The sequence below is a fragment of the Escherichia sp. MOD1-EC5950 genome, assembly GCF_002965345.1.
Lineage (GTDB): Bacteria > Pseudomonadota > Gammaproteobacteria > Enterobacterales > Enterobacteriaceae > Escherichia > Escherichia marmotae.
On sequence record NZ_PTSR01000001.1, the window covers coordinates 197478 to 211333 of the forward strand.

Consider the following 13856-nt stretch of genomic DNA (forward strand, 5'->3'; position numbering starts at 1 on the left):
CTTTAATCAAAATATTGAGTCTGGATAAATTCACTGAGTTGCCGCAGGCCGGTGCGCGGCGAAAGCGTGTTGTTTTTGACTGCTAATAGCGTCTGGCGGTAATAGCGATCGAAATCTTCATTAGCGAACAGGTGGTGCAGCACTTCTTCCTCGGTTTGCTTACGCAGCCATTCCACCGATTGTTGCTGCCGCATCAGGGGCAAACGACCGCTGGCGGTAAGCGCGGTTTTGAAATCGATAATCGCGTGCCAAATCTCATCGATACCGCATTTTTCCAGTGCGCTACAGGTGAGGACTCGTGGTTGCCATTCTTCATATTTGCGACGCAGAATATGTAGGGCGCTTTCGTACATATGGCGGGCAATGGCGACATTCGTGTGGTTATCGCCATCGTCTTTGTTGATGACAACCAGATCTGCCACCTCCATTAGCCCCTTTTTAATGCCCTGGAGATCATCACCACCACCGGCAATTTGTAGTGAGATAAAACAGTCGACCATGCGGGCTACTTCCGTTTCCGACTGTCCGACGCCGACGGTTTCAACGATCACCACGTCATAACCCGCCGCTTCGCATAACAGCATTAACTCCCGTGCTCGTTGGCTGGCACCGCCCAGATGACCAGATGACGGAACCGGGCGAATAAACGCCGCATCGGCACGAGCCAGTTCGGTCATACGTGTCTTGTCGCCAAGGATGCTGCCACCGGTTACCGGGCTGCTGGGATCAACGGCAATCACCGCGACCTTCAACCCCTGGCGAATTAGCTGCATGCCGAAGACTTCAAGAAAGGTACTTTTCCCCGCGCCGGGTGTACCGGTAACGCCCAGCCGCAGCGCATTTCCACAGAATGGCATGATGGCATCGAGCAACAGGTTACTTAGCGCCTGATGACGCGGATGGCGGCTTTCTACCAGCGTCATGGCTTGGGCAAGTGTGGCTCGTTCACCCTCACGTAAGCGGCGAATGTTGTCTGCTAGTGTGGTTTCGTTAATCATGATGCTGGCTAATTCGGTTCAGCACATCACGTACACTGTCGAGCATGGGAGTACCCGGGCCATAAATCGCCGCCACGCCACGCTCTTGCAGGAAGGCATAATCTTGCGGTGGAATAACGCCGCCAGCGACTACACAGATATCTTCGCGCCCCCATTTTTTAAGGGCTTCGACCAGTTCCGGGATCAGCGTTTTGTGTCCAGCCGCGAGAGAGGATGCGCCCACCACATGAACGTCGTTTTCTACCGCCAGTCTGGAGATCTCTTCTGGCGTCGAGAACATCGGGCTGAGATCAACATCAAAACCCAGATCGGAATAGGCGCTGGCAATGACTTTCGCTCCGCGATCGTGCCCATCCTGACCCATTTTTGCGATCAGAATACGTGGGCGACGACCATTGTTGGCGAGGAACAGCTCCGTTTGCGCAACAATGGCATCAAATTCGCAGGCTGATTTTTCCGACTGGTGATAACTTTGCGCAATCACGCCGGTAACACACTGACTCGGCACCAGATAACGGTCAAAAGCGGCCTCCAGTGCATCGGAAATCTCACCCAATGTCGCGCGAACGCGTGCTGCATTAACAGCGGCAGCCAGCAGGTTTTCGTTTTGCAGCGCAGCGTTAGTCAGGGCGTTCAGCGCGGCGGTTACGGCTGCATCATCACGGGTGGCACGAATGCGTTCCAGCGAAGCAATTTGCTCGTTACGAACCATCACATTGTCGATCTCCAGTACATCGGTTTTGTCTTCGTGATCCCGTTTGTACTTGTTCACGCCAACTATCACCCGTTTGCCCTGGTCGATCAGCGATTGTTCACGCGCAGATGCTTCTTCGATCATTCGTTTTGGCAAGCCCGCTTCGATCGCTTTCGCCATGCCACCGGCTTCGTCGATCTGATCAATGATGGCTCTGGCCTGTTTCACGATCTGATCAGTTAGTGACTCAACGTAATAAGAACCGGCTAGCGGATCGACGGTGCGGCAGAGTTCTGACTCTTCCTGAATAATGATCTGAGTGTTGCGGGCAATACGTGCCGAGAAATCGGTCGGCAGACCAAGAGCTTCATCAAAAGCGTTGGTATGCAGCGACTGAGTACCGCCCAGAGTCGCGGCCAGTGCCTCAATGGTGGTGCGGATAACGTTGTTATAGGGATCTTGCTCGGTGAGACTCCAGCCGGAGGTTTGACAATGGGTACGCAGCGCCAGTGATTTCGGATCTTTGGCTCCAAATCCGCTTACCGCTTCGCTCCAGAGATAACGTGCGGCACGCAGCATGGCGATGTTCATAAACAGATCCATGCCAATACCGAAGAAGAACGACAGACGTGGGGCAAAGTCGTCAATTTTCAGACCAGCAGAGAGTGCAGCTTTGATGTATTCAATCCCATCAGCCAGGGTGAATGCCACCTGCTGCACGCAATTTGCACCCGCTTCGCCCATGTGGTAGCCGCTAATACTGATGGTATTAAAGCGCGGCATATTGCCGGAACACCAGGCGATGATATCAGCGATAATGCGCATAGACGGTTTCGGCGGGTAAATATAGGTATTGCGGCAGAGGTACTCTTTCAGGATGTCGTTCTGGATGGTGCCAGTAAGTTTATCGGGGGGAACTCCTTGCTCTTCAGCGGCCACGATATAAAACGCCAGTACTGGCAGGACTGCGCCGTTCATGGTCATTGACACCGACATTTTATCCAGTGGAATTTGGTCGAACAGCACCTTCATATCTTCTACGGTGTCTATAGCAACGCCCGCTTTTCCGACATCGCCAGCAACACGCGGATTGTCGGAGTCGTAACCGCGGTGGGTGGCGAGGTCAAAGGCAACGGAAAGACCTTTTTGCCCGGCCGCGAGGTTACGGCGATAAAAGGCGTTAGACTCTTTGGCCGTTGAGAAACCGGCATATTGGCGGATGGTCCATGGCTGGGCTGTGTACATGGTGGCGCGGGGGCCACGAACGTAGGGCGGCAAGCCAGGAAGGGTGCCTGTCACTTCCAAATTGTTGAGATCGACTTCGGTATACAGCGGCTTGATGGCGATCCCTTCCGCCGTTTGCCGTACCAGTGAGTCGACGGTTTTTTCCCGACGGCTCAACTCCTTGTTGGCAAGCTGTTGCCACTCCTGCACGTTTGACATTATTTGCTCCATAAAGCGCAATAAAAATAGGGGATTTGCGCTTACGGTGAGCTTTTTAAACGGGTTTGTCGCCAGCAAAAAAAATGCATTGAGGCGTCGTTTTTTGCCGTGTGAGATTTGTCTCTTTTGTGACGTTGTTCAAAGAAGGTAAAAAGAAAGAAGGAAAATGCCTGATATGTGCTATCAGGCATTAAGTGATTGATTAATCCTGACGAAGTACTTTGTGACCATAGTCGAGCAAAGCATCAGTGACTTTACGCATCATGCGGCTTTCTGGGGCAAAGCGATGCCAGTAGAGCATTCGCCGTTGAAACAGCCCCGGTGTCAGGTCTATTAACTCGCCGCTAGCCAGTTCTTTCTCAATTTGTAGGTGTGGGATCATACAGCAGGTTGTTCCCTGGCGAGCGAGTTGAACGAAGGCTTCTGACGAGTTAACGATATGGCACGGTACGCTACCTGGCGGCAGATCGAAGTTTTGCTGCAAAAATGCCTGGTGCATATCGTCAAGATGGTCAAACGCCACCACCGGTGCCTTGAGCAGCGCGGAGCGGCTTACTCCGTTGGGGAAGTATTTCTCAGCAAACGGTTTGGAGCTGACGAACAGATAGTCAAGCGCGCCAAGTTTATCGACAAGACAGCTTGGTAGCGCCTGATGTTGAATACTCACCGCGCCGACCACTTCGCCACGACGCAGGCGCTCCTGGGTACGGGTTTCATCTTCCACCTGTAAATTCAGACGGATAGGAGAGTCAGCCAGCACAGGAGCGAGCGCCGGAAGCAGCCAGGTTGCCAGACTGTCGGCGTTGACTGCAAGCGAAAGCAGTAGCGGGGTTGAACCGGTTTGTTCATCGCCCAGCCACTCCTCTTCCAGCAACTCAACCTGGCGAAGCAGTGCCAGCAGTTTTTGCCCTTGCTCAGTAGGCCGCGGCGGGACAGTGCGCACCAGTAACGGCTGCCCGAACATATTTTCTAGCTGCTTAATGCGCTGTGAGACGGCTGATTGCGTAATGCACAATTTCTGTGCCGCACGCTCAAATCCTCGTTCACGTATCACCGCATCCAGTGCCTGTAATGTCCTGTAGTCCGGGCGTTTCATTGCTTTAACCTACTCCTCAAATTTTCTTATGCCGAACTATGACATAATTTTGCTTTGGGTACAGAGCATTTAGCGTATGAAAAAGTAGCTATAATGGAAATTTTGGGTGGCGTTACCGTGTCTTTTTGTCTTTGTGGAGACCCGGGAAAAGTTCTGTAGAGCTTCACTTTTATCGGTGCAGCTTCAGATATGCACGCTGGTTGATAAAAGGGGTCACCCGATGCCTGCTGATATCCAGGCTTGCAGGGACGAAAGAGAATTCCCCCTATTGCCTGTTATTCATGGATGAGTTAGTCGCACGACTTGCTGACGGGGTCTGAACCGCGTTTTTTGTATATAATGCGTGTGAAATTTCATACCACAGGCGAAACGATCATGACGCAGGATGAATTGAAAAAAGCAGTAGGATGGGCGGCACTTCAGTATGTTCAGCCCGGGACCATTGTTGGTGTAGGTACAGGTTCCACCGCCGCACACTTTATTGATGCACTCGGCACGATGAAAGGTCAGATTGAAGGGGCAGTTTCCAGCTCCGATGCATCCACTGAAAAACTGAAAAGCCTTGGCATTCACGTTTTTGACCTCAATGAAGTGGACAGCCTTGGAATTTACGTCGACGGAGCAGATGAAATCAACGGCCATATGCAGATGATCAAAGGTGGCGGCGCGGCGCTGACCCGTGAAAAAATCATCGCTTCAGTCGCGAAGAAGTTTATCTGTATTGCAGATGCTTCCAAGCAGGTCGATATTCTGGGTAAATTCCCACTGCCGGTAGAAGTTATCCCGATGGCGCGTAGTGCAGTAGCTCGTCAGTTGGTGAAATTAGGCGGCCGTCCGGAATACCGTCAGGGCGTGGTGACTGATAACGGCAACGTGATCCTCGACGTTCACGGCATGGAAATTCTTGACCCGGTGGCGATGGAAAACGCAATTAACGCTATCCCTGGCGTGGTTACTGTTGGTCTGTTTGCCAACCGTGGTGCGGATGTCGCGCTGATTGGCACACCTGACGGCGTCAAAACCATTGTGAAATGATCTGACGGGGGAGTTCTCTCCCCCGTTAAAAATTTTTTTCATTGTTAAATTTGGTGACATCTGTCACGTTTTTAACCCTCTGTTACCTAACGCTCTAAACAAAGTCTTATCTCCAGCATTTTCTTCTGTTAATCAACCTTGTGTGATATTTCCTCAACATCGCGACGCAAACGTTCATATTGCCGCAATATTATTTTTTGATATGTTGAAAGGCGGATGTAAATCCACACACAACATTTCAAAGACAGGATTGGGTAAATGGCAAAGGTATCGCTGGAGAAAGACAAGATTAAGTTTCTGCTGGTAGAAGGCGTGCACCAAAAGGCGCTGGAAAGCCTTCGCGCGGCGGGTTACACCAACATCGAATTTCACAAAGGCGCGCTGGATGATGAACAATTAAAAGAATCCATCCGCGATGCCCACTTCATCGGCCTGCGATCCCGTACCCATCTGACAGAAGACGTGATCAATGCCGCAGAAAAGCTGGTCGCTATTGGTTGTTTCTGCATAGGCACAAACCAGGTTGATTTAAATGCTGCGGCAAAACGTGGGATCCCGGTATTTAACGCACCGTTTTCGAATACGCGTTCCGTTGCTGAGCTGGTGATTGGCGAACTTTTGCTGCTATTGCGCGGAGTGCCGGAGGCCAACGCTAAAGCGCACCGTGGCGTGTGGAACAAACTGGCGGCGGGTTCTTTTGAAGCTCGCGGCAAAAAGCTGGGTATCATTGGCTATGGTCATATTGGTACGCAGCTTGGCATTCTCGCGGAGTCGCTGGGGATGTATGTTTACTTCTATGATATTGAAAACAAACTGCCACTGGGCAACGCGACTCAAGTGCAACATCTTTCCGACCTGCTGAATATGAGCGACGTGGTAAGTCTGCATGTGCCAGAAAATCCGTCCACCAAAAATATGATGGGCGCGAAAGAGATTGCGCTGATGAAGCCCGGTTCGCTACTGATTAACGCCTCGCGCGGTACTGTAGTCGATATTCCGGCACTGTGTGACGCGCTGGCGAGCAAACACCTTGCTGGTGCGGCAATTGACGTATTCCCGACGGAACCGGCGACCAATAGTGATCCGTTTACCTCTCCGCTGTGCGAATTCGACAACGTCCTGCTGACGCCACACATTGGCGGTTCGACTCAGGAAGCGCAGGAGAATATCGGCCTGGAAGTTGCAGGAAAATTGATCAAGTACTCTGACAATGGCTCCACGCTTTCTGCGGTGAACTTCCCGGAAGTATCGCTGCCGTTGCACGGTGGTCGTCGTCTGATGCACATCCATGAAAACCGTCCGGGCGTGCTGACTGCGCTGAACAAAATATTTGCCGAGCAGGGCGTTAACATCGCCGCGCAGTACCTGCAAACGTCTGCTCAGATGGGCTACGTAGTTATTGATATTGAAGCCGATGAAGACGTTGCCGAAAAAGCATTGCAGGCCATGAAAGCTATTCCTGGCACCATTCGCGCCCGTTTGCTGTACTGATTCCCCTTCTCTGACAAACAACGGGCAGGTCGCTGACTTGCCCGTTTTTTTGTCCCTTTTCCCCATGCTTCTCACCACATTTGCAGGGTTGTGCAATCGCCTTTGTGAGCCTGCTCGAAGAAAGAAATCAAAGCCAGATCAATACGTTGTGTTTACTCGAAGAAGATTTACGATGGCGGTGCAGCATGGCGCTGTAACGGTAAAGCCCTCACCGAAGCGAGGGCTTAAAGGAGAAGGGGTATGATGTGACTTGTCATCATACTGATTGTACTGTTACTGATAAATTTGCCAGCTTATTAACAGTCAGTCTCAGGACCCTTACTCACTAAATTAGGTTAAAAAATAAACGATGTCAATCAGGGCGATGCAGGTGTGTCGTTTTGAGCCAATATAAATCTATATAAACAGTATCAGTCGTATTCTGGGGCGCTGGGGAAAAGTACTATATATGATCTATTCACATAATGAATATATGTAAATTACATATATCAGAATATGTGATTTCAATCGCACATTTCATCACAATTGTGGACAACTTGCTGCCGAAAATTTGTGAGCAAATAATCTTGTGGTTTTTTAAATGAGATTTATTATTCCGTTATTACGATTTAATGGGGTGTTATTATGAAAGGAATTAATCAGAATTTTACTAATGTCATTAGATTCACGGATGACCTGGTTTTTCTTCGCCAGCGTTTTATCGACTCTGATGATTTCTTTCATACTGTAAATGAAAAACTTCTGGCTGCTAATTTGGTAACAATTGACTTTCTTCAGAATATTCGTTTGCGAGAGAGAGAATATCCTACCGGATTGGCGTTGGAATCGTTTTCAATTGCTATTCCTCATACAGATATTAAATTTATAAAAGAACCATTTGTCGCTTTTTATCAACTTGCCGAAGAGATGCCATGGAATGAAATGGGGGCAGACGAAAATAAACTTAAAATCAAATTTATTATATTGTTAGGACTGGTAGATACTTCCAGTCATATTGATTTTCTACAAAATCTGATCACCTTATTTTCAACTGAGAATCATGCAGATTGGTTAAGCAAAACCCAAAGTAGCCATGACGCTACTAATTACCTTAATAAATACATTTAATTAAATTATAAGGAATTATCATGAAAAAGATTGTTGTAGCCTGTGGTAGTGGCGTAGCAACTTCACAAACAGTAGCAAGTAAAGTGGGACGTTTGTTAAAAGAAAAAGGATTTGAAGATATCAGAATTGAGGTTGTCGATCTCAAATCTCTGGATAATCATCTCCGGGATTCTGTTGCTTATGTGGCGATTACAAAAATAGATAAGGAATATCCGATCCCTGTTATAAACGGCATCGCGTTTTTAACAGGGATCGGTATGGAACAAGAATTACAAAAAATTATTAATCTTTGCCAATAGACAATTATCACGTCTACAAGGAATAAATACTATGGATTTTCTTGCGCAAATAATTAATTACATCCTGAATTTAGGTGCTCCGGTTTTCGTGCCATTTATTATGCTGTTAGCTGGGCTTTGTGTCAAAATGCGTTTTAAAGAAGCCTGTTCGGCTGCAATAACACTTGGTGTGGCTTTTGTGGGCATGAGTATGCTTATCGGCTTTATGGTTGGAGCCATCGGTGTTGCTGCTGAAGCAATGATGAAACGAACAGGACTTGAACTTAGCATCATTGATGGTGGCTGGACCACAATGGCAAATATTTCATGGGCCTGGCCATATGCGTTTTTAATGTTCCCATTGCAGATTGGCATCAATATCCTGATGCTGATGTTAAAAAAGACCGATACTTTCAATGCAGATTTATGGAATGTCTGGGGGAAAATATTTACCGCATTTATCGTTATGGGGACGGTAACGCCACTGTTTGGCTCAACCTGGGCATTAGTGATAGCATTTATCATCGCCTCTTTGCAAATTATCCTCGAACTAAAGTCTGGTGACTTACACCAGTATCGTATCGAGAAAATGACCGGGATCCCGGGAATTACCTGCACGCACCGGATGATGTTTCTCGGTGCTATTTATTATCCCTTTGATGTGTTGTTACGCAAAATTCCTTTGTTGAATAAACCAATGGATGCGGCAACGTTACGTAAGAAAGTCGGGATCTTTGCGGAAAACCATGTTATTGGTTTCATCCTCGGGATACTTTTTGGCATCGTAGCGGGTTACGATGTGGCGAAAACCTTGATGTTGGGAATACAGGCGGCTACGGCGTTACATCTATTTCCTGTCATTTCGAAGTTTTTTATGCAGGCACTATCGCCACTCTCTGAAGCGATTAGTGATTACATGAATAAACGGTTTTCAGGACGTAAGCTCTTTGTTGGTATTGACTGGCCATTTCTTGGCGGGGCGAGTGAAATTTGGTTTGTTATTATTGTCGCAATTCCTCTTACCTTGCTCTGGGCTATAATCTTACCGGGGAATAAAATTCTACCTTTTGCCGGCATTATTAACATAGTGTTAGTGGTTCCGGCCTATCTGTTAACGCAGGGTAATACTTTACGAATGGTCATTCTTAGTTTTATTGGTATTCCATTCTTTTTATTTGTGGGGACTGAGTTTGCACCCATAATTACTGAGCTGGGGAATGTGACCAAAGCGATAGACATTCCTGTAGGTAAGCTCATATCAAATAGCTGTATTGATGCACCAGTGTTTACCTATGCGTTTTCTCATTTATTTCAGTTTATGCAAGGGAATTTTGTTCCATTAGTAATGGCAATAATCTGGAGTATTGGCTTTTACTTTTATTGTCGAGGGTTATCACAGGACGCGAAACAAGTAGAGTAAAAATCCTAACCCGCAATACTTATAATAAAGAGGTTGTTACTATGATTGATAACCGTATTTATGCAGTGCTGAATGCCATAGTACGTGAACCTCTTATTACCAGTGGAGAGTTGTGTAAGAAATTTGTATTAACCAGGAAACAACTCAGTTATACATTGCTTAAAATAAATGACTATCTGGCGACGAAAGAACTTTTGCCAATTTCCCGTCAACGCAGCGGTGGTTTCAGTGTTGATGCTAATGTATTAGCACTTTTTTACAGCGATATTGAATATCAGCTTAACGAGCGTTATGTCTATAGCGAAAAAGAGCGACATTATATTATACTGTTTTTATTATTGTGTCGTAATGAGAGAATTAAACTTTTTCACTTTACTCAAACATTACGTGTAAGCCAGAATACTATTCTTAATGATATTAAGAAAATTAATTCAATAACTGATCGCTACGAAGTTCTGATCGTTTATGAAAGGAGGCAGGGCTATTTTATTGAGGGCAGTGAAATCCAAAAAAGATACTTATTACTGGAGGTTGTGACTTATTGTCTTTCCAGACCATTTTTTGAGGATTTCACTGTAGAAATTACTAAAAATGTTGAACTGCACCGGAGAGTGTTTGCTGATGCACTGACCTTAATTGAACATGAGTTTAAAATATTTCTGACCGATGAGAAAATCCAGCAACTGACTTTATACATGAGTCTGGTCATGCTACGAATTAGTGCCGGGAAAATTCTACATGCTTTGCCAGAACATCTCCATGAGGTCTACCGGACTCGTGAGTTTTTAATTATAGGTAAGATTTTAAATAAAGTAGGTATTAACCAGGTTTCTGAACAATCATTTTTAACGGCGATAATTCGTAGTGCAAATATTCAGACAATTTCAGATCGTTATTTTAATCTTGAGCCATTATTGTTAGAAGGGATAGTTGCTGTTGTTAATAATTTTGAGAAATTATGCTGTATTGCCTTTCGTGACAAGGATGAGTTGATTAACAAAATCTATCAACACTGGAAGCCAGCTTATTATCGCATTATTTATAATTTTACTTATGATTCTGGAGTTTATGAATTAATTGCTCAGGAGTTTAACTATCTTCATCAACTTGTCATTCGCTCAATTAGCCCGCTGGAGAGTTTGCTGCAGCAAGGACTACCGGAAGAGGAAGTTGCCTCATTGACGGTAATATTTGGGGGATGGTTAACGCGTGAGGGGTTGCTGCATAAGGTTAAAGTGAAAAAGTCTGGAGTTGTGGTGAGCTCAGGTAATGTCACGGTTTCTACATGGATTTTCTTGACGTTACAATCGCTGCTGCCTGAAATCTACTTTCAGGATATCTTGTCATTTCGCGAGTATGAAAAATATACTAAAGAGCATGACGTTATTTTTAGCACCAGCCTTTTTTCGACCCATCGCCCTTTGTTGCTAATTAATTTACCTTTTGATAATGGACAAAAAAATACGCTACGCGGTCAGGCTCTTTCGTTATTGGGATATCAGGATAATGAATCTGTACAGGTTGAGAATGTTTTAGCTATCGTTGAACGGTATGGCACTATCCAACAACGAAAGGATCTTCGGACTGCTCTTGAAGACTACCTCTATAGCCATTCAAGACCCGTTAACAATTTAGTGGCAGCCCATCCGTTACCCTCTTTGGGCAGCTTGCTGCAGAAAGATTTTATCACTCTTGAGATGGATATACCAAAGACATGGCAAGAAGTTATTCATCAGGCAGCATTACCATTACTGAAAAATGGTGTAATCGAGTCATGTTATATATCTGCGATTATTAATAAGATTATTAACGAGCGGCCATATATTATGTTAGGGGAAGGGGTGATAATTGCTCATGCCGGAGTTGATGAAGGCGTTAATAAAATTGGCTTTTCATTATATCGATTACCACATCCGGTTCTGATAAATGATTATATATATGCAGATATTATCATTACATGTGCAACCCATAATACGCAGGGGCATTTAAAAGCTTTATCGCAGTTAAATAATTATCTTGAAGAATGCAATGGCGCAAAATTTATTCGTGACGCAGTAGATAAAGAAGTGATCATACGAGCGTTACAATACTACTCGTAATCAACAGAAGGAACGTTATTATGTTAGAAATACTAAAGCAGCAAGTTGTAGAAATGGCAAAAACGACCCAACAGTGGGGGATGTGTAAGCACAAAGCCGGGAATACCAGTGTCCGGGATCCAGAAACGGGGCTTATCTGTGTTACACCAACCACCGTTGACAAAAATGAATTAACCGTTCGGGATATCGTTGTCCTTTCTCCAGAGGGAGAAATTGTCGAAAACCTTTCCGGGCTGCGACCCACCAGTGAATGTATGATGCACCTGCAGGCCTACCGGACACGGCAGGATATTCACGCTGTTTGTCATACGCATTCACGTTTTGCTTCCATTTTTGCAGTACTGGAAAAAAGTATCCCCGCGGTTATTTATGAATGTGCAATTTTAAATCTGCAACAGGGGATTGTACCCGTTGCACCATTTGCATTACCTGGTACTCAAGAGCTGGCATTAAGTATCATTGAGCCCCTACAACAAGCCGATGCTATTTTATTAGGTCGCCATGGAGCGATGACCGTTGATGTGTCGTCTTATGATGCTGTATTAAAATCCGCCTACCTGGAAGAACTGGCTGAAATTTATTATCACACACTACTGGTAAATGGTCCGCAGGAACCGAAAGTATTTAGTGGTGAGGAACTGGCATGCTGGTCGTATCCACAGGTTATTAGATGAGCCACTATTAGCTATAGAGAAATTAGGTGGCCTATGATTAAAGAAATAGTGTGGGTGACAAACAAAACGGGGCTTCATGCCCGACCTGCAAGTGTACTAGCGAAAACTGTAAGACAATTTCAATGTGTGACAACCTTAAACTATAAGGGAAAAAATATCAAACCACACAGTGCGATGGCGTTATTAACGGCAGGTATCAAAGCTAACTCTCAAGTTGAACTGATTTGTGAAGGTGTTGATGAACAGCAAGCAATTTCGGAGTTGAAAAGATTATTTGCTATTGGTTTTGGTCATGATTAAACGAAAAATTTATTAATCCATTTATAACACAACATCCGTTGAATAAGGAAATCATTGTGACAAACAGAATCGTACTTAATCCCATTGCCTATTTTGGTAATGGGGCGATAAAACGCATCCTTGATGAAGTAAAAAAACGAAAATTAACAAAAGCATTTATTGTAACGGACTCAGAGATTGTCCGGTGCGGTGTAAACGAAAAAATAACTAACTTATTAAAGCACAACGATCTCACTTACACAGTATTCGATGGCGTTGAAGCGAATCCAACAATAGAAAATGTACAAGCTGGCGTCAGGGCGTTTAAGTGCAGTAATGCAGATTATTTGATTGCGGTAGGGGGCGGTTCTTCAATCGATACGGCTAAAGCAATTGGAATAATTATTGCTAATCCTGGTTTTGCCGATGTTCGTTCTCTGGAAGGGGGCGCAGCCACAGAGAACCCTGCGATACCGACTATTGCTGTTCCAACTACAGCGGGGACTGCGGCAGAAGTGACCATTAACTATGTCATCACAGATGTGGAGAATAGGCGCAAATTTGTTTGTTACGATCCACATTCTGTACCAGTGGCTTCAATTATTGATGCAGACATGATGTCTTCTATGCCGCCATCATTAAAAGCGGCAACCGGGATTGATGCACTCACACATGCGATTGAAGGTTACACCACTCTCGGCGCATGGACGTTGACAGATATGTTCCATATACAAGCGATTGGACTCATTGCCGATGCGCTAAGAGCTTCCGTGGCAGGAGATACACAGGCGAGCGAAGATATGGCGCTGGGACAATACATTGCCGGGATGGGCTTTTCAAATGTTGGGTTGGGGTTGGTGCACGGCATGGCGCACCCGTTGAGTGCATTTTACGGTACGCCTCATGGCGTGGCGAATGCTGTTTTGCTACCGTCTATCATGGAGTGGAATGCGGAATTTACCGAGGAGAAATATCGCAATATAGCGGCAGCGTTTGATATACCGCAAGCGTATACCATGCCATTATCCGAAGCGCGTAGAGAGGCAGTGAACGCGGTTCGAAGACTTAATCAGGATATCGGTATTCCATCACGCTTACGCGAAATTGGGATGAAAGAAGAGGATGTGATGGCTTTAGCGACTGCCGCTATGGCTGACATTTGTACAGGGGGCAATCCTCGGCCTGTAACCTTGACGGATATCCAGCAGCTTTATCGTCAAATGTATTAATTACTCTATGGGA

The 13856-nt window shown here is 45.8% G+C and carries 13 protein-coding genes; 10 read left to right on the top strand and 3 right to left on the bottom strand.

What is annotated here, in order from left to right:
- Nucleotides 1-2: 2 nt before the first annotated feature.
- From meaB to argP, 3 genes are all read right to left on the bottom strand, one after another.
- The gene (meaB, locus tag BEA93_RS01045) at nucleotides 3-998 is read right to left on the bottom strand and encodes a methylmalonyl Co-A mutase-associated GTPase MeaB (RefSeq protein ID WP_000606737.1); all 996 of its coding nucleotides are present in this window, start codon (nucleotides 996-998) and stop codon (nucleotides 3-5) included.
- Entirely contained in the window at nucleotides 991-3135 is a 2145-nt protein-coding gene (scpA, locus tag BEA93_RS01050) for a methylmalonyl-CoA mutase (RefSeq protein ID WP_016249171.1), read from the bottom strand. The genes meaB and scpA overlap by 8 nt, the downstream gene beginning before the upstream one ends.
- Nucleotides 3136-3337: 202 nt before the next feature.
- A complete protein-coding gene (argP, locus tag BEA93_RS01055; RefSeq protein WP_000828349.1) occupies nucleotides 3338-4231 on the bottom strand; it encodes a DNA-binding transcriptional regulator ArgP in 894 nt (297 codons plus the stop codon).
- A gap of 375 nt (nucleotides 4232-4606) precedes the next feature.
- On the opposite strand from argP, the gene rpiA reads away from it, so the two are divergent.
- From rpiA to fucO, 10 genes are all read left to right on the top strand, one after another.
- Nucleotides 4607-5266, top strand: a complete 660-nt coding sequence (gene rpiA / locus BEA93_RS01060) for a ribose-5-phosphate isomerase RpiA (protein ID WP_016249170.1) — start codon at nucleotides 4607-4609, stop codon at nucleotides 5264-5266.
- A gap of 258 nt (nucleotides 5267-5524) precedes the next feature.
- A complete protein-coding gene (serA, locus tag BEA93_RS01065) occupies nucleotides 5525-6757 on the top strand; it encodes a phosphoglycerate dehydrogenase (protein WP_001151616.1) in 1233 nt (410 codons plus the stop codon).
- Nucleotides 6758-7012: 255 nt separating this feature from the next.
- Nucleotides 7013-7057 (top strand): hypothetical protein, encoded by a 45-nt coding sequence (locus BEA93_RS26270; protein ID WP_370567170.1) that lies wholly within the window; start codon nucleotides 7013-7015, stop codon nucleotides 7055-7057.
- 324 nt (nucleotides 7058-7381) lie between these two features.
- On the top strand, nucleotides 7382-7864 hold the full coding sequence (locus BEA93_RS01070; protein ID WP_000676303.1) for a PTS sugar transporter subunit IIA: 483 nt from the start codon (nucleotides 7382-7384) through the stop codon (nucleotides 7862-7864).
- 20 nt (nucleotides 7865-7884) lie between these two features.
- On the top strand, nucleotides 7885-8163 hold the full coding sequence (locus BEA93_RS01075; RefSeq protein ID WP_000725251.1) for a PTS sugar transporter subunit IIB: 279 nt from the start codon (nucleotides 7885-7887) through the stop codon (nucleotides 8161-8163).
- 31 nt (nucleotides 8164-8194) lie between these two features.
- Nucleotides 8195-9562: a PTS galactitol transporter subunit IIC gene (locus tag BEA93_RS01080; RefSeq protein ID WP_105224358.1), complete on the top strand. Its 1368-nt coding sequence runs from the start codon at nucleotides 8195-8197 to the stop codon at nucleotides 9560-9562.
- Nucleotides 9563-9603: 41 nt separating this feature from the next.
- A complete protein-coding gene (locus BEA93_RS01085) occupies nucleotides 9604-11661 on the top strand; it encodes a BglG family transcription antiterminator (protein ID WP_105224357.1) in 2058 nt (685 codons plus the stop codon).
- Nucleotides 11662-11681: 20 nt separating this feature from the next.
- Nucleotides 11682-12335, top strand: coding sequence for a class II aldolase/adducin family protein (locus BEA93_RS01090; RefSeq protein WP_105224356.1), 654 nt, complete (start codon nucleotides 11682-11684; stop codon nucleotides 12333-12335).
- Between the two features lie 33 nt (nucleotides 12336-12368).
- On the top strand, nucleotides 12369-12635 hold the full coding sequence (locus BEA93_RS01095; RefSeq protein WP_016249169.1) for an HPr family phosphocarrier protein: 267 nt from the start codon (nucleotides 12369-12371) through the stop codon (nucleotides 12633-12635).
- A gap of 56 nt (nucleotides 12636-12691) precedes the next feature.
- Nucleotides 12692-13843, top strand: a complete 1152-nt coding sequence (gene fucO / locus BEA93_RS01100; protein WP_000184888.1) for a lactaldehyde reductase — start codon at nucleotides 12692-12694, stop codon at nucleotides 13841-13843.
- Nucleotides 13844-13856: the final 13 nt, after the last annotated feature.

Bases quoted from the DNA above. Each gene is read 5' to 3' on its own strand.
- meaB (WP_000606737.1), bottom strand. From the start codon at position 998: ATGATTAACGAAACCACACTAGCAGACAACATTCGCCGCTTACGTGAG.
- scpA (WP_016249171.1), bottom strand. From the start codon at position 3,135: ATGTCAAACGTGCAGGAGTGGCAACAGCTTGCCAACAAGGAGTTGAGC.
- argP (WP_000828349.1), bottom strand. From the start codon at position 4,231: ATGAAACGCCCGGACTACAGGACATTACAGGCACTGGATGCGGTGATA.
- rpiA (WP_016249170.1), top strand. From the start codon at position 4,607: ATGACGCAGGATGAATTGAAAAAAGCAGTAGGATGGGCGGCACTTCAG.
- serA (WP_001151616.1), top strand. From the start codon at position 5,525: ATGGCAAAGGTATCGCTGGAGAAAGACAAGATTAAGTTTCTGCTGGTA.
- BEA93_RS01070 (WP_000676303.1), top strand. From the start codon at position 7,382: ATGAAAGGAATTAATCAGAATTTTACTAATGTCATTAGATTCACGGAT.
- BEA93_RS01075 (WP_000725251.1), top strand. From the start codon at position 7,885: ATGAAAAAGATTGTTGTAGCCTGTGGTAGTGGCGTAGCAACTTCACAA.
- BEA93_RS01080 (WP_105224358.1), top strand. From the start codon at position 8,195: ATGGATTTTCTTGCGCAAATAATTAATTACATCCTGAATTTAGGTGCT.
- BEA93_RS01085 (WP_105224357.1), top strand. From the start codon at position 9,604: ATGATTGATAACCGTATTTATGCAGTGCTGAATGCCATAGTACGTGAA.
- BEA93_RS01090 (WP_105224356.1), top strand. From the start codon at position 11,682: ATGTTAGAAATACTAAAGCAGCAAGTTGTAGAAATGGCAAAAACGACC.
- BEA93_RS01095 (WP_016249169.1), top strand. From the start codon at position 12,369: ATGATTAAAGAAATAGTGTGGGTGACAAACAAAACGGGGCTTCATGCC.